Annotated in this window: 19 protein-coding genes; 12 read left to right on the top strand and 7 right to left on the bottom strand. The window is 74.2% G+C overall.

All coding sequences use genetic code 11. The annotated features are described in order from the left end of the window. Window positions 1–396 precede the first annotated feature (396 nt). Genes RNC47_RS28870 through RNC47_RS28860 form a run of 3 tightly spaced genes read right to left on the bottom strand, consistent with a single transcriptional unit; the run spans window position 397 to window position 3,550 of the window. Window positions 397–1,176 (bottom strand): DeoR/GlpR family DNA-binding transcription regulator, encoded by a 780-nt coding sequence (locus tag RNC47_RS28870; protein ID WP_311602908.1) that lies wholly within the window; start codon window positions 1,174–1,176, stop codon window positions 397–399. Between the two features lie 11 nt (window positions 1,177–1,187). Next, on the bottom strand, window positions 1,188–2,225 hold the full coding sequence (pdxA, locus tag RNC47_RS28865; RefSeq protein ID WP_311602907.1) for a 4-hydroxythreonine-4-phosphate dehydrogenase PdxA: 1,038 nt from the start codon (window positions 2,223–2,225) through the stop codon (window positions 1,188–1,190). Beyond that, the gene (locus tag RNC47_RS28860; protein ID WP_311602905.1) at window positions 2,222–3,550 is read right to left on the bottom strand and encodes a four-carbon acid sugar kinase family protein; all 1,329 of its coding nucleotides are present in this window, start codon (window positions 3,548–3,550) and stop codon (window positions 2,222–2,224) included. The genes pdxA and RNC47_RS28860 overlap by 4 nt, the downstream gene beginning before the upstream one ends. Before the next feature lie 294 nt (window positions 3,551–3,844). On the opposite strand from RNC47_RS28860, the gene RNC47_RS28855 reads away from it, so the two are divergent. From RNC47_RS28855 to RNC47_RS28820, 8 genes are read left to right on the top strand one after another with little or no spacing between them, the layout of a single operon-like run. After that, window positions 3,845–5,416, top strand: a complete 1,572-nt coding sequence (locus RNC47_RS28855; RefSeq protein WP_311602904.1) for an ABC transporter substrate-binding protein — start codon at window positions 3,845–3,847, stop codon at window positions 5,414–5,416. Between the two features lie 3 nt (window positions 5,417–5,419). Continuing rightward, complete coding sequence (locus RNC47_RS28850) at window positions 5,420–6,349, top strand: ABC transporter permease (protein ID WP_311602902.1); 930 nt, start codon at window positions 5,420–5,422, stop codon at window positions 6,347–6,349. A gap of 3 nt (window positions 6,350–6,352) precedes the next feature. Next, a complete protein-coding gene (locus RNC47_RS28845; protein ID WP_311602900.1) occupies window positions 6,353–7,279 on the top strand; it encodes an ABC transporter permease in 927 nt (308 codons plus the stop codon). After that, window positions 7,279–8,151: an ABC transporter ATP-binding protein gene (locus RNC47_RS28840; protein WP_311602899.1), complete on the top strand. Its 873-nt coding sequence runs from the start codon at window positions 7,279–7,281 to the stop codon at window positions 8,149–8,151. The genes RNC47_RS28845 and RNC47_RS28840 overlap by 1 nt, the downstream gene beginning before the upstream one ends. Then, window positions 8,148–8,999 carry an ABC transporter ATP-binding protein gene (locus RNC47_RS28835; protein WP_311602897.1) on the top strand — a complete coding sequence of 284 codons (852 nt, stop codon included), beginning with the start codon at window positions 8,148–8,150 and terminating at the stop codon, window positions 8,997–8,999. The genes RNC47_RS28840 and RNC47_RS28835 overlap by 4 nt, the downstream gene beginning before the upstream one ends. Next, window positions 8,996–9,973 carry an aldo/keto reductase gene (locus RNC47_RS28830; protein WP_311602895.1) on the top strand — a complete coding sequence of 326 codons (978 nt, stop codon included), beginning with the start codon at window positions 8,996–8,998 and terminating at the stop codon, window positions 9,971–9,973. The genes RNC47_RS28835 and RNC47_RS28830 overlap by 4 nt, the downstream gene beginning before the upstream one ends. 55 nt (window positions 9,974–10,028) lie before the next feature. Beyond that, complete coding sequence (locus RNC47_RS28825; RefSeq protein WP_311602893.1) at window positions 10,029–10,790, top strand: HpcH/HpaI aldolase family protein; 762 nt, start codon at window positions 10,029–10,031, stop codon at window positions 10,788–10,790. Window positions 10,791–10,818: 28 nt separating this feature from the next. Then, on the top strand, window positions 10,819–12,045 hold the full coding sequence (locus RNC47_RS28820; RefSeq protein WP_311602892.1) for a sialidase family protein: 1,227 nt from the start codon (window positions 10,819–10,821) through the stop codon (window positions 12,043–12,045). On the opposite strand, the gene RNC47_RS28815 is transcribed toward RNC47_RS28820, so the two are convergent. After that, window positions 11,981–12,649, bottom strand: a complete 669-nt coding sequence (locus RNC47_RS28815) for an AAA family ATPase (protein WP_311602891.1) — start codon at window positions 12,647–12,649, stop codon at window positions 11,981–11,983. The two genes, RNC47_RS28820 and RNC47_RS28815, sit on opposite strands and share 65 nt — an antisense overlap. A 198-nt stretch (window positions 12,650–12,847) precedes the next feature. On the opposite strand from RNC47_RS28815, the gene thpR reads away from it, so the two are divergent. Then, complete coding sequence (thpR, locus tag RNC47_RS28810) at window positions 12,848–13,447, top strand: RNA 2',3'-cyclic phosphodiesterase (RefSeq protein ID WP_311602890.1); 600 nt, start codon at window positions 12,848–12,850, stop codon at window positions 13,445–13,447. Here thpR and RNC47_RS28805 read toward each other — a convergent pair. The 3 genes from RNC47_RS28805 to RNC47_RS28795 form a co-directional block, all read right to left on the bottom strand. Continuing rightward, window positions 13,402–14,988, bottom strand: coding sequence for a PH domain-containing protein (locus tag RNC47_RS28805; RefSeq protein ID WP_311602889.1), 1,587 nt, complete (start codon window positions 14,986–14,988; stop codon window positions 13,402–13,404). The two genes, thpR and RNC47_RS28805, sit on opposite strands and share 46 nt — an antisense overlap. A 127-nt stretch (window positions 14,989–15,115) precedes the next feature. Next, window positions 15,116–16,696 carry an AbgT family transporter gene (locus RNC47_RS28800; RefSeq protein WP_311602888.1) on the bottom strand — a complete coding sequence of 527 codons (1,581 nt, stop codon included), beginning with the start codon at window positions 16,694–16,696 and terminating at the stop codon, window positions 15,116–15,118. 46 nt (window positions 16,697–16,742) lie between these two features. Continuing rightward, the gene (locus RNC47_RS28795; RefSeq protein WP_311602887.1) at window positions 16,743–17,978 is read right to left on the bottom strand and encodes a metal-dependent hydrolase family protein; all 1,236 of its coding nucleotides are present in this window, start codon (window positions 17,976–17,978) and stop codon (window positions 16,743–16,745) included. A gap of 95 nt (window positions 17,979–18,073) precedes the next feature. On the opposite strand from RNC47_RS28795, the gene RNC47_RS28790 reads away from it, so the two are divergent. The 3 genes from RNC47_RS28790 to RNC47_RS28780 all read left to right on the top strand — a co-directional run bounded on the left by RNC47_RS28790 (window position 18,074) and on the right by RNC47_RS28780 (window position 20,676). Beyond that, complete coding sequence (locus RNC47_RS28790; protein WP_311602886.1) at window positions 18,074–19,138, top strand: Lrp/AsnC family transcriptional regulator; 1,065 nt, start codon at window positions 18,074–18,076, stop codon at window positions 19,136–19,138. A gap of 366 nt (window positions 19,139–19,504) precedes the next feature. After that, window positions 19,505–19,924 carry a hypothetical protein gene (locus tag RNC47_RS28785; protein WP_311602885.1) on the top strand — a complete coding sequence of 140 codons (420 nt, stop codon included), beginning with the start codon at window positions 19,505–19,507 and terminating at the stop codon, window positions 19,922–19,924. 353 nt (window positions 19,925–20,277) lie between these two features. After that, window positions 20,278–20,676 carry an NUDIX hydrolase gene (locus RNC47_RS28780; protein WP_311602883.1) on the top strand — a complete coding sequence of 133 codons (399 nt, stop codon included), beginning with the start codon at window positions 20,278–20,280 and terminating at the stop codon, window positions 20,674–20,676. Window positions 20,677–20,831 lie beyond the last annotated feature (155 nt).

Raw genomic sequence — 20,831 nt, 5'->3', positions numbered from 1 at the left:
GGGCCCGCCAGGGCCGAGGGCCCGCCAGGGCCGAGGGCCCGCCAGGGCCGAGGGCCCGCCAGGGCCGAGGGCCCGCCAGGGCCGAGGGCCCGCCAGGGCCGAGGGCCCGCCAGGGCCGAGGGCCCGCGGCGGCTTCGCCGCCGGGCCACCCGGCCCCTGCCGCGCGACGACCCGCCCGGAGGGCGGGTGGGTGGGCGCGGCACGGCCGCAGGCCGACACGGCCGCAGGCCGGCACGGCCGCAGGCCGACACGGCCGCAGGCCGACACGGCCGCAGGCCCGAGCCAGGCGCGCGGAGCGCGCCGGTGGCCCGGGCCTGCGGGCCAGCGGCAACGCCAAGCGCAGCGAACCCGCCGGCGGCCAACGGGACGTCCGTGGCCGAGGTCCCTTCGAGCCGCTCAGGCCGGCAGGCCGACCGTCACCACGGAGACGCCCTCCGCCCGCAGGGCGGCGACGGCCGACGGGTCGGCCGTCGCGTCGGTGACCAGGGTCCAGTCGCCGGGCAGCCTGGCCCAGGCGTGGAACGGGCGGCGGCCCACCTTCGCCGCGTGCGCGAGGACGTAGACGCGTTCGGCGCGGCGGGCCATCAGCTCCTTGAGCCGGGTCTGCCGCAGGTCGGCCTCGCAGATGCCGAATCCGGCGGCGACCCCGTCGGTGCCGAGGAAGAGCCGGTCGAAGCTGAGGTGTTCGAGGGCGGCCTCGGTGAAGGGGCCGACGAAGCTCTGGCTGACCGGGCGGAGGGTGCCGCCCAGGCACTCGACACGTACGCCGTCCGCGTCGGCCAGTTCCTCCAGGGCGGGGAGCCCGACGGTGGCGACGGTCAGGAGCTCGGCGTGGCGCAGTTCGTGGGCCAGCGCGCGGACCGTGGTGCCGCCGTCGAGCAGGATCGTCTCGCCGGAGCCGATCTGGTCGGCGGCCCAGCGGGCGATGGCCCGCTTGGCCTCGAACGCCTCGCCGGTGCGCTGCCGCAGCGACGCCTCCGGGTGCGCGACGAGCGCCATCGCCCCGCCGTAGGTCCTGGCCATCCGTCCCTCGGCGGTGAGTTGGGCCAGGTCACGGCGGATGGTGGAGGGCGAGACGCCGAAGCTGCGCGAGAGGTCGGCGACGCTCGCCAGGCCGGTGGTGGTGGCGAGGCGCACGATCTCGTCGCGGCGGGCGCGGGATCCGGCGGACGGCATGGCGGTGCCCGTCAGGAGGTCGGCCTGGTGGCCATCTCGGCCGCCTGGCGCAGCGCCTCGACCATGCTGCCGGCGTCGGCGGTTCCGGTGCCGGCGATGTCGAAGGCGGTGCCGTGGTCGACGGAGGTGCGGATGACGGGCAGGCCGACGGTGAGGTTGACGCCGGCCTCCAGGCCGAGGACCTTGACCGGGCCGTGGCCCTGGTCGTGGTACATGGCGACGATCAGGTCGTAGTCACCGCGCCCGGCGAGGAAGAAGGCGGTGTCGGCGGGGAGCGGCCCGCGGGCGTCGATGCCCTCGGCGCGCACCTCCTCCAGCGCGGGGACGATCTTCTCCTCCTCCTCGCCGTAGCCGAAGAGGCCGTTCTCGCCGGCGTGCGGGTTGATGCCGCAGACGCCGATCACGGGGGCGGGGACGCCGGCGCGCACCATGGCCTCGTGGCCGCGCCGCACGGTCCTGGCGACGAGCCCCGGCTCGATGCGGTGGACGGCGTCGATCAAGCCGATGTGGGTGGTGACGTGAATGACCTTCACGGTGGGGGTCGACAGCATCATGGAGACCTCGTCGACGCCGGTGAGCTTGGCGAGCAGCTCGGTGTGGCCCGGGTAGAGGTGGCCGGCGGCGTGCAGCGCCTCCTTGTTGAGGGGGGCCGTGCAGATGCCCTGGACGGCACCGGCCTGGGCGAGTTCGGCGGCGACCCGCACGAACTGGTAGGCGGCGTCGCCGGCGACCGGCGAGAGGCGGCCCCAGGGGAGGTCGGCCGGGAGCAGGGCGAGGTCGATGACGTTGATCCGGCGGGGGGTGAACTCGGCCTCGGCGGGCGTCTTGACGGGCACGATGTCGACCTCGGACGCGCGGCCGAGGAGTGCGGCGGCCTGGCGGAGGCGTTCGGCGTCGCCGATGACGACGGGGCGGCAGCGGGCGAGGGTGTCGGGGTGCAGCACCGCCGGGACGATCACCTCGGGGCCGATGCCGGCGCCGTCGCCCATGGTGACGGCGATGAGCGGCAGCGGCTCGGCGTCAACGGCCTTGGTGGTTGACGAGCTCATGGGAGGACCTTCCGTTTGGTGGGGGCGATCGGGGCGGTGGGTGGGCCGGGGCGTAGGGCGCGCACGATCCGGCGCAGCGAGTCGGGGCCGCCGAAGCTGCCGGGGCGGGTGACGACGGACCGCTCGTCGCGGGTGCGGGAGAGGACCGCGCCGTGGTGGATCTGTCCTCGCGGTTCGAGTTCGTGGATGGCCAGCGCCTCCAGGACGCGGCGGGCGGTCTCGCCGCCGGTGAGGACGAGGTCGACGGGGCGGGGGGCGGCGGCGACGGTGGCGGCGGCGAGCGCGGCGAGGCCGCGGACGACGGCCCGTGGGTCCTCGCGCCGCTCGCCGGTGCCGGTCGGGGCGACGCTGAGCACGGTCACGTCCTCGGCGAGCGGCAGGGCGCCGAGTGGTGAGGGGGCGACGGCGGCGGCCAGGGCCGCGCTCGGCAGGGCGTGGTGGACGGCGCCGTCGGCGGTGAGCTGCGATATCTGCGCGGCGGTGACGGGTTCGGCGCTGCCGACGACGACGAGCACCGGCCGGTCGCCGCGCGGCGGCGGCAGCGACGGCGGGCCGCCGGCCTGGACGGCGGGTCCTTCGCCAGCGGCGACCCTGCCCGTGCCGGGCCCCTGGCCGGAGGCCAACTGGCGGCCGAGGGCGGCGGCCAGGCCGCCGGCGCCGATGAGGCGGGGCGCCCTGGGCAGGGCGAGGGCGGCGCCGGCGATGGCGTCGAGGTCCTGGTCGGTCTCGGCGTCGCAGGCGGCGAGCCGGCCGGCGGCGGTGGCGGTGGCGAGCGCGGCGGCCAGCCGGGCGCGGGGGGCGCGCACCGTGCCGAGGTCGATGAGCTCGACGGGCAGCGGCGCGAACGCGTCGGCGAGCGAGCGGGGTGGGGCGGCGGTCTCGACCCGCCAGGCGTCGGTGAGGTGCAGGGGGGTGTCGCCGAGGTGGACGACGCCCGAGCGGACGGTGCGGCCGGCGGCGGGCAGCGCGGGCGCGGCGAGCACGGGCGCGCCGCCCTCGGCCAGGGCGGCCGCGGTGGCCGCGGTGTTGCCGCGCAGCAGGGAGTCGATCTTGGCGAGCACGGGGGTGCCGGGGTCGACGCCGGCCAGTGCGGCGCGTACCCGGTCGGCGGCCGGGGCGGGCGGCAGATAGCGGGAGTCGAGGTCGAGCACGGTGGCCTCGCCTGGCGAGCGCGGCACATCGGCGAGTTCCTGACGAAGCGTCACCGGATGAACGAGGAGCACTCGGCTGCGCGTTGTGCGCGAAAGCAGCCCGGCGGCGGTCTCGGCAGCGCCGGACAGGTCGTCCGCGATGGCGAGCAGTCGCCGGCTGGGGGCGGGTGGCACGTGGCCTCCTCGTGCGCGCGGTTCGCGCTGGTGGGATCCGGTGAGATCAAGGTGTGGCGCGCTGGCCGACGCGCCTTCGCGGACGACGTGGGCCGGCGTGCTGCGGTCGATGATGGCACACGGCGCGTGATTTACGCGAGGGGTCTTGCGCACAACGCGCATGCATGCGACTGTGGCCGACACGACAGCCCGGCCGGGTCATCTGCGGGCCGCCCTGTCGAGGCCACTGAGTCGCACCCCGCCGAACAACAGGGACCCGTTCCCGGTCCCCCTCCAAGCGTCAAGAGGTCAACGATGACCCGATTCACCCCTCCGATCCTCGGCCGCCGCACCCTGCTGGGCCTGGGCGCCGGCCTGGGCGCCGGGCTCACTCTCGGCCCGTTGACCGCCTGCGCGGGCCCGACCGGGGCGCCGGGGCCCGGCACCGTCAGCCTCGGTCTCAACCGCTCACTGGTCAGCCTGGACAACAAGCTCAACCAGTTCGACGCCGCCGTCACCGTGCAGCGCGCGGTGCGTCAGGCGCTCACCAACATCGGCCGGGACCTCAAGCCCGAGCTGGTGCTCGCCGACCGCTTCGACCTCGACGAGTCGGGCGTCTGGACCGTCCGGCTGCGCGACGGCGTCCACTACTCGGACGGCACCCCGGTGACCGTCGAGGACGTGGCCACCGCCGTGCGCTACTACGGCGAGGTCAGCGGCTCCTTCATCGTCGGCCTCTTCCCCGAGATGCCCACGGTCGAGCCGGTCGACGACCGCACCTTCCGGCTGCACACCGAGCGGCCCGTCGCGGTGCTCGACTACCTGATGGCCAACATCCACATCACCCCGGCCGCCGCCAACGAGCCGGCCGAGCTCTCCGGCGGCGTCGGCTCCGGCCCGTACGTGGTGACCCGCGCCAACTCGGGCACCGGCGAGTACGAGCTGGCCCGCAACGAGCGCTACTGGGGCCCCGCGCCGAGCGTCCACGGCGTGCGGGTGCGGTTCGTGCCCGAGGAGTCGAGCCGGGTGGTCGGCCTGCGCAGCGGCGAGCTCGACGTGATCGACTCGATCAGCCCGGACTCGGCCGACCAGCTCGACGGCATGCGGGGGGTGCGGATCCAGCGCTCCCCCGGCACCCGGATCAACCAGCTGTTCTTCAACTTCCGCAAGCCGCGCGGCCATCCGCTGGCCGACCCGGCCGTACGGCAGGCCCTCAGCTACGCCATCGACGGCCGGGCCCTGATCGACAACGTGCTCACCGGCTCGGCCCAGCAGGCCGAGGGCGTGGTGCCGGCCGCCCTGGAGGGCGCGGCCCGCACCGGCGCCTACACCTACGACCCGCGGCAGGCGCGGCAGCGCCTCGACGCGCTCGGCGTCCGCGACCTCGAGGTGCGGATCATCTGGGAGACGGGCGAGTTCGCGGCCGACAGCTTCATCATGGAGGCCGTCCAGGAGATGCTCCGCGACATCGGGGTCCGCGCCACCCTCAGGCAGTTCGAGCCGGGCGGCGACATCCTCCAGTGGCGGCAGGGCCGCCGCGGCGACTGGGACGTGCTGGGCAACGGCTACGGCAACCCGACGGGGCTCGCGCTCACCAGCCTCCAGGGCATGTACGCCGGCACCCCGGAGCGCGAGGAGACCAGGGACACCTACCAGGGCTTCGTGTTCCCCGAGATAGCGGGGCTGATATCCGACGCCACCGCCGAGCCCGACCGGGATGCCCGCAACCTGCTGCTGACCGACGTTCAGCAGCGGATCTGGGACCTGTGGCCGTGTCTGTGGGCCTTCGTGCCGGACGCGGTGCTGGCGCACCGCACCCGGGTGGCCGACCCGCCGCTCAAGCCCGTCAACTCCTACGACCTCGCCGCCGTGCGGATGGAGGGCTGAGCGATGGTCCGTTACCTCGCCCGCCGCCTCGGTCAGAGCCTGCTGACCATCTTCCTCACCGTCTCCACCGTCTTCATCCTGGTCCGCCTCGCCCCCGGCGACCCGGCCACCTCCTACGCGGGGCCGAACGCCACCACGGAGGACCTGGCCAGGATCCGCGAGCAGTTCGGCCTCGACCGCGGGGTGTTCACGCAGTACCTGATCTTCCTGCGCGACCTGTTCACGGGCGACCTGGGCACCAGCTACTCCTTCCACGCGCCCGCGTTCGACGTGGTGATGGACCGGCTGCCGTACACCACCACGCTCGCCATCTCCGCGATCGCGCTGACCACCGTGGTCGCCGTGCCGCTCGGCGTCTGGATGGCCAGGCGCGCCGACACCAACCGGGAGCTGGGCGCCAACATCGTCACCATCGCGGGGCAGTCCATGCCGGACTTCTGGAGCGGCGTGATGCTGCTGACCGCGTTCGCCGTGCTGATCCCGGTGCTGCCCTCGTCGGGCTTCACCACCTGGGGCGGCCTCGTGCTGCCGACCGTCACCGTGGCGATCCTGCAGATGGCGCTCATCTCCCGCCTGGTGCGCCGCGAGATGGCCGGCGCCCTCGCCTCCCCCTACATCACCGTGGCCCGCTCGCGCGGCGTCTCGGAGCGCGCCCTGACCTGGCGTTACGGGTTGCGCAACTCGGCCATCCCGGTGCTGACCGCGCTCGGCACCCGGTTCGCCGCGCTGCTCAACGGCGTGGTCGTGGTCGAGGTCGTCTTCGGTTGGCCCGGCGTGGGCTCCCTGGTGGTTCGGGCCCTGGAGACCCGCGACTACCCGCTGATCCAGGCGACGGTGCTGGTCACCGCCGCCCTGGCGATCCTGGTCCAACTCCTCATCGACCTGGCCTACCCGCTGCTCGACCCGCGGGTGCGCCTCGGAAAGGCGGCCTGAGCCATGAGCACCGCCCTGGAAACCACCGCCGGCTCCGGACGTCCGAGCGCCGTCACCGCGAGGCAGCTGGCCGCGGCGACCGCCACCAGGCGCCGCCGCGCCGCCCGGCTCAAGCTGTGGATCGGCTCCGTCTGCACCCTGCTCGTGGTGCTGCCGATCGCCCTCGCGCGGGTCCTGCCGCTGCCTGGTCCCGACGACCAGGACCTCGCGCAGCGCCGGCTCGCGCCGTTCACCGACGGGCACCTGTTCGGCACCGACCAGCTCGGCCGGGACCTGCTGTCGCGGATCCTGCACGGCGGCCAGGTCTCGCTGACCATCGGCGTGCTGGCGGTGGTGGTCTCCGGCGTCATCGGCATCGTGGCCGGCGCCTCCGCCGGCTACTTCGGCGGCTGGGTCGACTCGGTGGTCTCCCGGCTGCTCGAGGCCCAGATGTCGCTGCCGCTGCTGATGATGCTGCTGCTCGTGGTCGCCCTGTTCGACCCCTCGGTGCCGGTGATCACCAGCGTCATCGCGGTCGCCCAGTGGCCCGAGGTGGCCAGGCTCACCAGGTCCCTGGTGCTGGTGGAGCGCGAGAAGCCCTATGTGGCGGCGGCCAGGATGCTGGGCCTGCGCCGGGTGCAGATCCTGCTCCGGCACATCCTGCCCAACATCATCCGCCAGGCCACACTCGTCGTGCTCCTGCTGCTGGCCCAGGCCGTGCTGCTGGAGAGCGCGCTCAGCTACCTGGGCGCCGGGCCCCAGCGGCCGTTCGCGACCTGGGGGCGGATCATCTCCGACGGCCAGGACTACATCACGACCTCCTGGTGGCTGGTCACCCTGCCGGGACTGGTGATCGTGCTGCTGGTGGTCGGCGTCAACCTGATCGGCGACGGGCTGCGGGACCGCTCCCGGGTGCGCAGGACCGTCACCGCGGCAACGGAGGGCAACTGATGGCCACCACCGAACCCACGCCGGCCGCCTCCCACGAGCCGCTGCTCGACGTGCGCGACCTGGCGATCGAGCTCATCACCGAGCACGGCGTGGTGCGCGCCGTGGACGGCGTCAGCTTCAGCATCGACAGCGGCGAGACCGTGACCCTCATCGGCGAGTCGGGCTCGGGCAAGTCGACCACCGCGATGGGCATCCTGCGGCTGCTGCCCGAGGGGCTTGCCGTGGTCTCGGGCACCGCCAGGATCGCCGGCGTCGACACCGTCGCCGACCCGGGCGCCATGTCGAGGATCCTGGGCCGCAAGGTCTCGCTGATCCCGCAGGACCCGATGACCGCGCTCAGCCCGGTGCACACCGTCGGGCGGCAGCTGGGCGAGGCCATCCGGCTGCGCCACCCGGAGCTGTCCAGGGCCGAGGCCCGCGCCCGCGGGGTGGAGCTGCTGGCCCAGGTCCGGATCGGCAAGCCGGAGAGCCGCTGGGACGCCTACCCGCACCAGCTCTCCGGCGGCATGCTCCAGCGGGTGCTGATCGCCATCGCGCTCGCCGCCGAGCCCGTGCTGCTGGTGGCGGACGAGCCGACCTCGGCGCTGGACGTCACCGTGCAGGCCGGCATCCTCGACCTGCTGCTCGAACTCCAGGAGCGCACCGGCATCGGCATCCTGATGATCACCCACGACCTGGGCGTGGCCCGGCTGGTCTCCGACCGCATCCATGTGATGCGCGAGGGCCGCTTCGTCGAGTCCGGACCCGTGGAGCAGGTCGTCGACGCGCCCGCCGAGCCCTACACCAGGAAGCTGCTCGCCGCGGTGCCGGTGCTCGGCCCCTGGGACGAGGACGCCCCCGCAGACAGCGTGCCCGAGGAGGCCGGACGATGAGCACCCCCTTCCTGTCCGTCAGCGGACTGCGGGTCGACTACCCGGTCCCCGGCGGCGTCCACCGGGCCGTCGACGACCTCAGCTTCAGCGTCGAGCGCGGCGGCTCGCTGGCGATCGTCGGCGAGTCCGGCTGCGGCAAGTCCACCGTGGCCCGCAGCCTGGTGCGGCTGCTCAAGCCCACGGCGGGCCGGATCGAGCTGGACGGCGTCGACCTGGCCCCGCTCTCCGAGCGCCGGCTGCGCCCGCTGCGGCACAAGGTGCAGATGGTCTTCCAGGACCCCTACGGCTCCCTCGACCCGCACTGCACGGCGCAGGAGATCGTCGCCGAGCCGCTGCGCGTGGCGGGCGACCGGGACAAGGCGCACCGCGCGAAACGCGCGGCCGAACTGCTGGACCGGGTCGGCCTGCCGACCAGCGCGCTGCACCGCAGGCCCGCCGAGTTCTCCGGCGGTCAACGGCAGCGGATCGGCATCGCCCGCGCCCTGGCCAGCAACCCCGAGTTGCTGATCTGCGACGAGGCCACCTCGGCGCTGGACGTCTCGGTGCAGGCGCAGGTGCTCAAGCTGCTGCGCGAACTGCGCGAGGAGTCGGAGCTGACGTTCATCGTGATCTCCCACAACCTGGGCGTGGTCCGCGAGATCAGCTCGGAGATCATCGTGATGCGGGACGGCCGCCTCGTGGAGTCCGGGTCGACCGAGCGGGTGCTCGCCGCGCCGTCCGACCCCTACACCAGGGCGCTTCGGCGCGCCGCCCTGGACCCGGCGGCCATGCGGGGCCGCAAGCCGCGCTCCGTGGTCAACACAGCCAGCGCCCGGAACTCCGGGCCGTCGAGAGGAGAAGTCGCGTGAGCACCGAGTTGCCCGGCGTCCGGGTCCCGCTGTCCCCCCTGGTGCTGGGCACCATGACCTTCGGGGACACCGTCGACCCGGCGGGCGCCGAGGCGATGCTCGACCTGGCGCTCGACGCCGGGATCACCGCGGTCGACACCGCCAACGCCTACGCCGGCGGCGCCACCGAGGAGATCCTGGCGGACCTGCTGACGCCGGCCCGCCGGGAGCGGATCATGCTGGCCACCAAGGCCGGCATGCCGCACCCCGACACCGGCGACCACAGCCCGCTCTCGCCGGCCGGCATGCGGGCCGCCCTGGAGGGCAGCCTGCGGCGACTGCGGGCCGACCACGTCGACCTGTTCTACCTGCACCAGCCGGACCGCTCGGTGCCGCTGGCCGACACGCTCGGCACGGTCGCCGAGTTCGTCGCCGAGGGCAAGATCAGGGCACTCGGGGTGTCCAACTACGCCGCCTGGCAGATCGCCGAGCTCGGCCGGGTCGCCGACGCGGTGGGCGCCCCGCGTCCGGTGGTCGCCCAGCAGCTGTACAACCTGCTGGCCCGCCGGGTCGAGGAGGAGTACCTGGAGTTCGCGGCCACCTCGGGACTGCGGACGATGGTCTACAACCCGCTGGCCGGCGGCCTGTTGACCGGCCGGCACCACTTCGAGGACGCGCCGGGCGCGGGCCGGTTCGGCGACTCGCGGCTGGCCCCCATGTACCGGCAGCGCTACTGGAACCCGCGGCTCTTCGAGGCCGTGGCGCGGCTCGCGGACATCGCGGAGCAGGCCGGCGTGGGCCTCGCCGAGCTGTCCGTGCGCTGGCTGCTGGGCCGCGACGGGGTGACCGCCGTGCTGCTCGGCGGCTCCCGGATCGAGCACCTGCGGGCCAACATCGCGGCCGCGCAGGCCGGGCCGCTCCCCGCCGACGTGCTGAAGGCCTGCGACGAGGTCGGCGCCGAGCTGCGCGGCCCCATGCCCGCCTACAACCGCTGACCGCCGACATCCCCATCCCCCCACACACCCGACCGAGAGTGAGGCCGACCCCCGTATGGATTCCGCCCGTTTCGCCGCCGCCCTGCGCTCCCGCGAGAAGCTGATCGGCTACTGGTCGATCGTCGGCTCGCCCGTGATCAACGAACGGCTCGCCAGGCTCGGTTACGACTACGTCTGCCTGGACGCCCAGCACGGGCTCTTCGGGTACCAGGAGATGCTGCAGTCGCTGACCGCCATCGACGCGGGCGGGGCCTCGGTCGGCATGGTGCGCGTGGTGGCCAACGACCCGGCGCCCATCGGCCGGGCGCTGGACGCCGGCGCCACCGGCGTCATCGTGCCGCTGATCGACACGGCCGAGCAGGCCGCGGCGGCCGTCTCCGCCTGCCGCTACCCGCCGGTCGGCCGCCGCTCCTACGGGCCGATGCGCGCCCAGCTGCGGATCGGGCCCAAGCCGGCGGAGGCGCACGAGGCGACGGTGGTGCTGGCGATGATCGAGACGGCGGCCGGTCTGGCCAACCTGGACGAGATCTGTGCCACCCCTGGTCTCGACGGCGTCTACGTCGGCCCCTCGGACCTGCGGATCGCGCTGGGCGGCGAGACGTCGACCGACCCGGCGCTCGACACGGAGTTCGAGGCGGCGCTGGCGCGGGTGCGGGAGGCCGCCGCGGCCGCCGGGATCGCCGCCGGCATCCACACCTCGGACGGCGCCTCGGCCGCCCGGCGGCTCGCCGAGGGCTACACCTTCGCGACCGTCTCCTCCGAGCTGATCCACCTGGAGCAGGTCGCCCGCGACCACCTGACGACGGCCAGGTCCTGAGCCGGGCGACGCGAAGGAGTTGAGTGCCATGAGCGACAGGCCAGCGTGGGGCGAGGCGCCGCCCGAGCACCCCGACGGGGTGCTACGGCCGCGTCCGGAGGACCCGGGCGTGGTCGAGGCGTACCTGCCGGCGCCCGCCGTCCAGAACCACGCCGCCAGCCTGACGGTGCTGCCGGACGGCGCCCTGGGCTGTGTCTGGTTCGGCGGCACCCAGGAGGGCGTGCCGGACATCTCGATCTGGTTCTCCCGGTTGGCGCCGGGCGCCGCCGCCTGGGAGCCGCCGGTGCGGCTCTCGGACGACCCGACCCGCTCCGAGCAGAACCCCCTGCTGTTCCCCACCCCGGCCGGCGACCTGTGGCTGCTGTACACCGCCCAGCGCGCCGGTGACCAGGACACCGCCGAGGTCAGGCTGCGGGTTTCCCGGGACGGCGGGCAGAGCTGGGACGGTCCGCGCACCCTCTTCCCGGCCGGGCCCGAGGGCGGGGTGTTCATCCGGCAGCCGCCCGTGGTGCTGCCCTCGGGACGCTGGCTGCTGCCGATCTTCCGCTGCGTGCCGGTGCCGGGCGCCAGGTGGACCGGCGAGCGCGACACCAGCTCGGTGCTGATCAGCGACGACGCGGGGGCGAGCTGGCGGGAGCGCCCGGTGCCGGAGAGCACGGGTCAGGTGCACATGAACGTCCTGCCGTTGGCGGACGGCACCCTCGTCGCGCTGTTCCGCAGCCGGTGGGCCGACAGCGTGTACCGCGCGGTCTCACTCGACGACGGGGAGAGCTGGACGCCGCCGACGCCCACGGAGCTGCCCAACAACAACTCCTCGCTGCAGTGCGCGGTGTTGGCGGACGGTCGGCTGGCTCTGGTCTTCAACCACAGCAGCGCCGCCGACGCCACGGCCCGCCGGGTCTCACTCTACGACGAGATCGACGAGGCGGGCCGGGCGGGCGAGGCGGGCCCGCCGGCCGCCGAGCCGGCCGGGCGGGCCTTCTGGGGCGCGCCGAGGGCGCCGCTGACGCTGGCGATCTCGCCGGACGGCGGCCTGAGTTGGCCGCTGCGCCGGGACCTGGAGACGGGCGACGGCCACTGCCTGACCAACAACTCCCGGGACCGGCTCAACCGGGAGCTGTCCTACCCGACGATCCGGCAGACCCCGGACGGCGCGCTGCACATCGCGTTCACCTACTGGCGGCAGACCGTCAAATACGTTCGGCTGCCGCCGGACTGGGTGGACGGACCAGCCACCGCCGGTCGAGCCGGCTGACGGAGGCCCGGTCGAGGAGGGTGGCCGAGGCGCAGCCGGGCGGCAGCGTGCCCGCCTCGACCTCGGCTATCAGCCGGGCCACCGCCCGCCGGTGCCGGCCGAACGCCGGCACCGACACCGCCCGGCCGCGGGCGAGCTGGCCGGCCAGCGCCGCCTCGGCAGGAACGTCGAGCAGCAGCAGGTGGAAGCCGCGCGCCCGCCGCCTGGCGTCCCTGGCCAGCCAGCGCCTGACGAAGGCGTTCCGGCCGCAGTCGTGCACCAGGACGCCGGCGGGCGAGCGCAACGCCCGCCATAACCGGACGTAGTGGGCGATCCTGACGGCCGGCCGGTAGACCCCGTACGGCAGCCAGCGGGGCAGCCGGGCCGCCCAACGCTCGCGCTCGTGCTGGGAGTCCACCAGCACGAGCCGGCCGCCGGCGGGCGCCGCCACCCGGCTCATCAGGGTGGACTTGCCGCTGCCCGGCAGCCCGGAGACCACCACCCGGTCCCCCGGCCGCCACGGCGGCGCCGGGGCCGCGCGCGCGGCCGCCGGGCCACGCAGATCGATGACCGGCGTGCCGCCCGCGGGACCGCCCTCCGGACCGCTCGTGCCCTGTCGGAGCATCTGATCACTCCCCGCCTTGTGAGGCCCTCCGAACCGAGGAACCTCTTTGCCGTTCCTTTAACGGTCCGTGCCCCCGATGTTATCCGCCGGCGCCGACACACGGGGGTGCCCGCCGGATTTCGGACACCGATCCACGCCACCCGGCCGGTCCCGCGTGGAGGCGCGCGACGAGCCGGAGTGAGGCGGGACACTGCCGGTATGACGGGGATGAGACTGTTCGCCGCGGTGTTGCCGCCCAAGCCCATGTTGGACGAACTCGCCGTGGTCGTCGAGGAGTTGCACCGCCTGCCGGGCGCCGGGCGGCTGCGCTGGACCGATCCCGGCGGCTGGCACCTGGTGTTGGCGTTCTTCGGCGACGTGCCGCCCGAGCGGGTGCCCGAGCTGCGCGAGCGGCTCGGGCGGGTGGCGGCCCACCGCGCCCGGCACACGCTGTGGCTCGCGGGCGGCGGCCGGTTCGCGCAGCGGGTGCTGTGGGCGGGGGTGGACGGCGAGGTGGCCGTGCTGCGGGGTCTCGCGGCGGCGACCTCGGCCGCCGCCCGCCGCTCGGGAATCGCGCTCGACGACCACCGCGCCTACCACCCGCACCTGACCATCGCGCGCGGCCGGGACCGGGTGGACCTCGCGCCGTACGCGGCGGCGCTGGGCGACGTGGCGGGCACCCCGTGGACGGTCGGCGAGTTCACCCTGCTGCGCAGCCACCTGCCGGCCGAGGGCATCCCCGGACAGCGCCCGCGCTACGAGCCGCTGGCCAGCTACGCGTTGCGGCCCGCCGCCGACGCCGGCCGAGGACGGGCGTAGGCCGCGGCGGCACCCGCCGGGTCCACCAGGCGGACCACCCGTGCCAGGTCGTCCGGGGCGGCCGCGAGCCTGACCGGCGTTCCGGCGTCGTCGAACTCGGCGACGTGCCAGCTCCTCGGGACGGTCTCGCCGTCGGCGCCCCTGGCCCGCCTGACCTCCCTGAGGCGGAGCCGCCCGGTCGGGATCGGCCGCGCCGCGAACCGGCCGGGGCCCGGGTGCGGCGTCACCGCGGGCGGGCCGCCCCCGATGACGACATGGGTGCCGAAGCCGTGCGGGTTGTAGTCGGTGTGCTCCAGGAAGCGGGCGGAGACGAACACGTCCTCGTCCGCGACGGCCGGCGCTTCGGGCGCCACGGCCTGCGGGGCACGGACGCGGGTGGCGCGCCAGGCCCAGCGAAGGAGGCCGACGGTGACCAGCGAGCCGGCGGCCGCCCAGGCGGCCGTCTCCGCGGAGCCGAGCGGCGCCGTGGGCCGCAGGTAGCACAGCGGCAGCAGCCACAGGGCGGTCCCGAGGAGTGCCCCGGCGAACGGCAGGGCCGACGGCAGGACCTCGTCGTCGGGCAGCCGGCGCCAGCGCCGGAGCAACACCAGCCTGGCGGCCGGGTAACCGGCGGCCAGCGCGAGGGCCGCCGAGGCGACCGCCGCGTCACCGGCACCCGGCACGTGCTCGCGCCACGTGTGGCGCTCCCCCACGACCTCCCTCACCTGCCCGCGCCAGAGGGTCAGTTCGACGGCGTCGCCCGGCCGAAACGCCTCGGCGGCCTCGGCGGAGACCTCGACGCGCTCCAGCGGCCGGCCGTCGACCAGGTACAGCCAACTGCTCTGCCTGGGCCGGTTGGACGGGGCCATGTCGGTCTCGGCGATCACGGCGGGCAGGGTGGTGCGGCACCCGTCGCGCTCGCCGGTCGGTGTGTCGGCGGCGCACGGGGTGGCCGACCGCCACTCCCGCCGCTCGGAGCCGAGGTGCGGCGCGAGCAACGCGGTGCCGACCGCCCCCGCGAGCAGCAGCACGGTCAGCACCAGCGGCACCAACCGGCGACCGCCGCCGGCGGTCCGGTTCGAGACGACCACCAGGTGGTCGGACTCCGGCGCCCCGTACCCGCGGTGCAGCGCGCGCAGCGCCGCCACGTCCGCGTCGAAGCGTCCGTCGTCCGCGGCTCCGTTGCGGTAGGGCAGGGGCAGCCGCCACTCCCGCCCGTGCCGCGTCAGCACGCTGACGCGGTGGTACTGCCCGTACTTGTGGGTGTCCGTCACCCGCACCCGCAGGTCGGCGACGTCGGCCCAGGCCACACTCCGCCGGCGGACCAGGACCCGCGAGCGCAGGCCGTACGCGTCGGCGCTCACCCGGGCGGAGAGCCCGTAGGGCCCGCTGACGCCCAGCACGGCGAAGAAGAAGCCGGCGGTCAGCCAGAGGGGCAGGAGCTCGCCCCAGAACACCACGGCCACCGCGGCCAGCGCGACCCCGGCTGCCCCGACCCCGGTGAGCGTCCACAGGGCGGGTCTGCGGTCGGCCCGGAAGTGCATCTCCCCCACGTTGTTCATGCCACGCATCATGGCTTGCCGACACCGCCACACGCACGGCCGCGTCGCGGCAGCGCTTCCACCCGTCAGCCTGCCGGATCCCGGCAGGCTGACGGGCGGACGGCCCTCCTACGGCGAGTGGCCGCCCTTAGGGGGAGTGGATGTCCGCGCCCGGGCCCAGCGGCAGGTCGAATCCGTAGAAGATGCCGAGCACCGCGAGCCAGGCGATCAGGAACGGCACCACGAACACCGACAACCGGGAGAGCAGCGTGCCGAGTTGGGCGCTCGGCTCGTAGCGCCGCAGCAGCGCCAGGGTCAGGAACAGGTAGGGGTTCATCGGCGTGATCATCTGGGTGGCCGAGTCGCCGATGCGGAACGCGGCCTGGGTGAACGCCGGTTCCATGCCGAGCAGCATGAAGGTGGGCACGAACACCGGCGCCATCAGCGACCACAGCGCGGAGCCCGAGGTGATGAAGAGGTTGAGCACGCACACCAGCAGCACGAACAGCGCGATGCCGAGGAAGCCGGTCAGGCCCGCCGACTCCAGCAGCGCGGCGCACTTCACGGCCAGCAGGGTGCCGACGCCCGACCAGTTGAAGACGCCGATCACCTGCGAGATCGCGAAGATCAGCACGATGTAGCCCGACATGTTGGTGACCGAGTCGGCCATCAGCCGGGGCACGTCGTCGGCCTTGCTGAGGCTGCGGACAGTCACCCCGTAGACGACGCCGGCCAGCAGGAAGGCGACGAACAGCAGCGGCACGATGCCGGTCAGCACCGGGGACGGCACCAGCGCGCCGCCCTCACCGCGCAGCGGCGAGTCGGGCAGCAGCCAGCCGGTGACCACCACGGCCGCGTAGCCGAGGAACACCAGGGCCGCGTTGCGCAGCCCGCGCCGCTCGACGGCCGTGACCTCGGTGGTGACGCCGTCCGCGCCGAGCTCGCTGCTGGGGTCCAACTCGGGCTGTGGCAGCCGTGGTTCGAGCACCCGGGCGGTGAGGAAGCCGCCCATCAGCGCCAGCACCGCGCTGGCGGCCGCGGTGAAGAAGTAGTTGACCAGGATGTGGGTGGGGGCCTCGGCGCCGTTCGGCAGCACGGTCACCGCGGTCTGGGTGATGCCGGTGTAGAGCGCGTCGAGCGAGCCGATGATGAAGCCGGCCGCGTAGCCGGCGCAGACGCAGGCGAAGGCGCCGATGAGCCCGGCCACCGGGTTGCGGCCCGCGCTGCGGAAGGCGAGCGCGGCCAGCGGCGGGATCACCAGGATGGCGATGTCGCTCATCACATGGCCCTGGCAGGCGACGAACGCCATCGCGTACGGCAGCACCCGCGCCGGCGCCCGGGCGATGGTGGCCCGCACCACGGCCTCCAGCAGCCCCGTCTTCTCGGCGACGCCCACCGCCATCATCATCAGCAGCACGGTGCCGAGCGAGGGGAAGCCGGTGAAGTTGGGGATCAGGTTCTCCAGCAGCCAGCGCAGGCCCTCGCCCGTCAGCAGCCCCTTGACCTGCAACTCGTCCTCGGTGCCCGGCACGGTGACGCTGGCGTCGAACGCGGCCAGCACCGTGGAGACCACGGCGAGCACCACGAAGAGGAGGGTGAACAGGTAGAACGGGTGGGGCAGCCGGTTGCCGGCGCGCTCTATGCCGCCGAGCACGCGGTCCAGGAGCCCGGGGCCGGAGCCGGGGCCGGTTCCTGGTCCTGGCGAGGCCTGGGCGAGGGTGTCCTGCATCTCGGGGATACCTTTCAGGGGACGAGCTTGTTCGACCGGCGCCGCGTCAGCTCACGGTCTCGGGAGCCTTGCGGACGACGCCCTGCTGGACGACGTAGCGGACGTTGTCCGGCGTGGCCAGGACGGCGATGTCGGAGAGCGGGTCGCCGTCGCAGACGACGAGGTCGGCGGCCTTGCCGGCCTCCAGGGTGCCGATCCGCTCGGCGAGGCCGAGCAGTTCGGCGGCGGTGCGGGTGCCGGCGAGGATGGCGTCCATCGGCGTCATGCCGAGCGCCACCAGGTGCATCAGCTCCCTGAGGTTCTGCGCGTGCGGGCAGACGCCGGCATCCGTGCCCATCGCGATCCGCAGCCCGCGCTGGATGGCCCGGGAGATGTTCTCCCGGGTGATCCCGGACCAGCGGATCTTCTTCTCGTAGTGGTAGGGCGCCATCTTCGACTTGTCGATGCCGTCGAAGACGGTGGACAGCGTGGGCACGACGAACACGCCGCGCTCCCCCGCCAGGTCGCAGGCCTCGTCGTCGAGGCCGTAGCCGTGCTCGATGCTGGTGACCCCGCCGCGGATCGCGTTGAGTATGCCGGCGGTGCCCTGGGCGTGGGCGGCCACCGGGCGCCCGCCGTGCCTGGCCACCTCCGAGACCACGGCGCGGATCTCGTCCTCGGTCAGGCCCTCGTCCTCGGGCTGGTCGTGCGGGCTGCCCATGCCGCCGGTCGCGCACAGCTTGATGACGTCGGCGCCGTCCCGCAGCAGGCGGCGGACCGCGATCCGCACCTGGTCGACGGTGTCGGCGATCTCGCCCATCCCACCGCTGGTGTCGACGCCCGAGGGGGTGGTGAAGTCGGCGTGGCCACCGGTGTGGCCCATGATGCGCACGGCCGTGTGCAGCCTGGGCCCCTCGATCAGCCCCTCGGTCACGGCGGCGCGGAAGCCGGCCGGCGTGCCGCCGAGGTCACGGGCCGTGGTGATGCCCGCGTGCAGGGTGCGGCGCATCCGCTCGGCGGTGCGCAGCACACCCACCGTCGGGTCGGCGGCGAACAGCGTCGGGATCTCGGACATCGACCCCACGCCGAAGTGCACGTGGCAGTCGATGAAGCCGGGCAGCACGGTGCGGCCCGCCACGTCGATCACCCGCGCGTCCGGCGCCCGCTCGGGGGCGCCGGCGGCCGGGCCGACATAGGCCAGGTCGCCGCGCTCGTCTGTCTGGATCTCGCCGTTCACGACGGGCTCGGCGCCCGTCCCGTCGATGATCCGGGCACCGGTGATCGTCAGCGGTGTGGTCGGCACAGCGGCTCCTCGCGGTAGGGGTCTGTCCGGCGGATATGGTCCGTACCCTGGATTTCTCGACGGTAAAATCGCCGGATTCGAGTCAGGAGGAGACAGTGCGCGCAGGATTCGTTCCCGCTTCGAGGGCGCAGAGATCGACCACCTCGGTCGGCCTCGATGAGCTGGATCTGGCCATCGTGCACGCCCTGCAGGTCCAGCCGCGCGCGCCCTGGACGCTGATCGGCGAGGTCCTGGAGATCGATCCGGTCACCGCGGCCCGCCGCTGGGCCAGGCTGCGGGACTCGGGGGCCGCCTGGATCGACGGCTACCTCTCGCCCGCGCACGACACGCTGGCCAGGGCCCAGCTGGAGATCACGGTGGACGGCTCCCGGCTCGCCGACGTGGCCAACACGCTCAGCAACGACCCCGCCGTGCTGAGCCTCAAGCAGACCTCGGGCACCAGGGAGCTGCTGGCCATCGTGTGGGCGCGGGACCTGGACTGGCTCGCCGAGTACGTCACCGAGCGGGTCTGCCGGGTGCCGGGGGTGCGCACCACCCGGCTGCACGTGATCACGGCGGCGCCCTTCGAGGGCAGCCAGTGGCGGCTGCGGGCGCTCAGCCCGGCCCAGGTGGAGCGGCTGCGGCCGGCCGAGCCGCGCTCCAGGGCCGCCGCCTCACCCGACGAGCCGCTGCGCCCGCTGGAGCGCCGCATCGCCGTGGCGCTCGGCTCCGACGGCCGGATGCCGCTGGCCGAGCTGGCCACGGTGGTGGAGAGCAGCGTGGCCACCACCCGGCGCGGCCTCGCCCGGCTGCTGCGCGACGGCCTGCTGTCGCTGCGCTGCAACCTGGCCAGGCCGCTCACCGGCTGGCCGGTGTCCGCCGTCTACTTCGCCTCCGTGCCGGCGGAACACCTGGAGGCGGCGGCCGCCGCCCTGCGCACCCTGCCGGAACTGCGGCTGTGCACCATGACGGCCGGCCCGCACAACCTGATCCTGGACGTGTGGCTGCGCACCCTGCACGACGTGCACGGCCTGGAGGCGCACCTCGCCCGCGAGCTCGGCCACCTGCGGCTGCGGATCACGGACCGCGCCGTCGTGCTGCGCACCTACAAACACGTGGGGCGCGTGCTCGACCGGCGCGGCCACAGCGTGCGGGCGGTGCCCACCGACCTGTGGGACTGACCCGTAGCGTGACCATCGTCGCCCCTCACCCGCGGAGACCTTCACCGCAGCCGCCAGGGCCGGTTTCCAGGTTCATGCCGCCGTGACCGGCGAGCGGCCCGTCATGCCGCGCTGCCCCTGCGGCGGCGTCATCCCCTGGCGGGTCAGTCAGGACCGCTACCGGTGCGGCGGATGCGGGGCGGGACACGGACGCGAAGACCCCCCGGCCGATGGGCGGGGGTCTGCCTGGCCCGGACACCGCAGGTCCCGGACATCCCACCGTCCGGGACAGTCCGGGACAGCCCGAACCCCTGGCACCCGAGGAGCGGTGCGGTCACGCTCTGGATCGTGCCCCACCCAGGGGGTCATCGGTAAGGGGGAGGGACCATGCGCACCCTACGCGCACTTACCGGCGCCGCCGCGGCCGGCGCCTTCGCTGTGCTCATCACCGCCGCGCCCGCCCAGGCGGCGACCGACACCTACTGGCTCTACACCTCCGACAACTGCGGCATCGCCAGGTTCATCGACCACGGCGAGGGTGCCCCGGGCGGCGGTCCCAACGACGACTACGTCGAGATCTACGACGCCTGCGCCGACCGCGACGGCGTCCGTGCCTGGGCGTGGCTCGACGGCACCCTCCTGGGCAGCCGCTACAACGGCGAGGGCTTCTCCACCACCGTGATCTGGGATCCGTTCGGCAACATCCCGGACGGGGGATTCATGGGCATCGAGGTGTGCATCGTGGACGGGCCCAACGACATGGTCGGCTTCAACTGCGAGAGCTGGAACGACTTCATCGAGGAGTGAGCGCAGAGGCCGCACCGCTCCTGACCTCAGAACCGTCAACGGAAAGGCTTCTCATGCGTATCCGCCGTATCCTCGCCGGAGTCGCGGTGATCGCCGCGCTCGCCGCCGGCCTCGCCATCACGCCCGCACATGCCGTCTCCGGCACTCAGGACGTGCCCACCTGCTGCTGACCGCCGCCCCGCCGCGGGCAAGCCCCGCGCAGGCATCGGTAAGGACGTGCGGGCGCCGCCGCAGCGAGGTGGTAACACCACCTGACCGGGAGGGAACCTCATGTGCACCCGACGTGCCCTCACCGGAGCGGCCATGGTGGCCGCGCTCGGCACCGGCCTCGCCGTGGCACCCGCCTTCTACTGATGCGCCCTGTCGCGGCCGGCGTCATCGTCCGGAACGGACGGGTGCTGCTCGTGCGGCGCGCCGTCCCCGAGGGCGAGCTGGTGTGGCACTTTCCCGCCGGCAAGATCGAGCCCGGGGAGACGCCGGCTGAGGCCGCGGTGCGTGAGACCGCCGAGGAGACCAGGCTCGCCGTCCAAGCCACAGTGGTGCTCGGCGACCGCATCCACCCGAAGACCGGCCGGCACGTTACCTATGTCGCCTGCCGAGTGCTCGAAGGCGAGGCTGTCAACGGCGCCCCACGCGAGATCGCCGAGATCGCGTGGGTGAGCCGCGCCGACATTCCCGAGTACGTGCCCTACGGGCTGTTCGAGCCCGTACAGGCGTGGCTCGACGAGGAGTTGGGGGGCCAGGGCGAGTAGCCCGACGCACCTCCGCCCCGGTCGGTTCACGCGGCCGGGGCGGCGACGTGGCTGCGAGTGGCGGCTGGCTCCGGCGGGTAACGCTCACTTCCGCCTCGGGCCGGACCCGTGGCCCGAGGCGGAAGAGGAGTAGGAACTCTTCGTGTTGAAAACCC

This window comes from Streptomyces millisiae, from assembly GCF_031845425.1.
Taxonomy (GTDB): domain Bacteria; phylum Actinomycetota; class Actinomycetes; order Streptomycetales; family Streptomycetaceae; genus Streptomyces; species Streptomyces millisiae.
The sequence above is the reverse complement of the archived record's forward strand: the minus strand, read 5'-3'. Positions and strand labels throughout refer to the sequence as shown.

Bases quoted from the DNA above. Each gene is read 5' to 3' on its own strand.
- RNC47_RS28835 (WP_311602897.1), top strand. From the start codon at position 8,148: ATGAGCACCCCCTTCCTGTCCGTCAGCGGACTGCGGGTCGACTACCCG.
- RNC47_RS28805 (WP_311602889.1), bottom strand. From the start codon at position 14,988: ATGAACAACGTGGGGGAGATGCACTTCCGGGCCGACCGCAGACCCGCC.
- RNC47_RS28785 (WP_311602885.1), top strand. From the start codon at position 19,505: ATGCGCACCCTACGCGCACTTACCGGCGCCGCCGCGGCCGGCGCCTTC.
- RNC47_RS28870 (WP_311602908.1), bottom strand. From the start codon at position 1,176: ATGCCGTCCGCCGGATCCCGCGCCCGCCGCGACGAGATCGTGCGCCTC.
- thpR (WP_311602890.1), top strand. From the start codon at position 12,848: ATGACGGGGATGAGACTGTTCGCCGCGGTGTTGCCGCCCAAGCCCATG.
- RNC47_RS28845 (WP_311602900.1), top strand. From the start codon at position 6,353: ATGAGCACCGCCCTGGAAACCACCGCCGGCTCCGGACGTCCGAGCGCC.
- RNC47_RS28800 (WP_311602888.1), bottom strand. From the start codon at position 16,696: ATGCAGGACACCCTCGCCCAGGCCTCGCCAGGACCAGGAACCGGCCCC.
- RNC47_RS28815 (WP_311602891.1), bottom strand. From the start codon at position 12,649: ATGCTCCGACAGGGCACGAGCGGTCCGGAGGGCGGTCCCGCGGGCGGC.
- RNC47_RS28850 (WP_311602902.1), top strand. From the start codon at position 5,420: ATGGTCCGTTACCTCGCCCGCCGCCTCGGTCAGAGCCTGCTGACCATC.
- RNC47_RS28840 (WP_311602899.1), top strand. From the start codon at position 7,279: ATGGCCACCACCGAACCCACGCCGGCCGCCTCCCACGAGCCGCTGCTC.
- RNC47_RS28855 (WP_311602904.1), top strand. From the start codon at position 3,845: ATGACCCGATTCACCCCTCCGATCCTCGGCCGCCGCACCCTGCTGGGC.
- RNC47_RS28780 (WP_311602883.1), top strand. From the start codon at position 20,278: ATGCGCCCTGTCGCGGCCGGCGTCATCGTCCGGAACGGACGGGTGCTG.
- RNC47_RS28825 (WP_311602893.1), top strand. From the start codon at position 10,029: ATGGATTCCGCCCGTTTCGCCGCCGCCCTGCGCTCCCGCGAGAAGCTG.
- RNC47_RS28820 (WP_311602892.1), top strand. From the start codon at position 10,819: ATGAGCGACAGGCCAGCGTGGGGCGAGGCGCCGCCCGAGCACCCCGAC.
- pdxA (WP_311602907.1), bottom strand. From the start codon at position 2,225: ATGAGCTCGTCAACCACCAAGGCCGTTGACGCCGAGCCGCTGCCGCTC.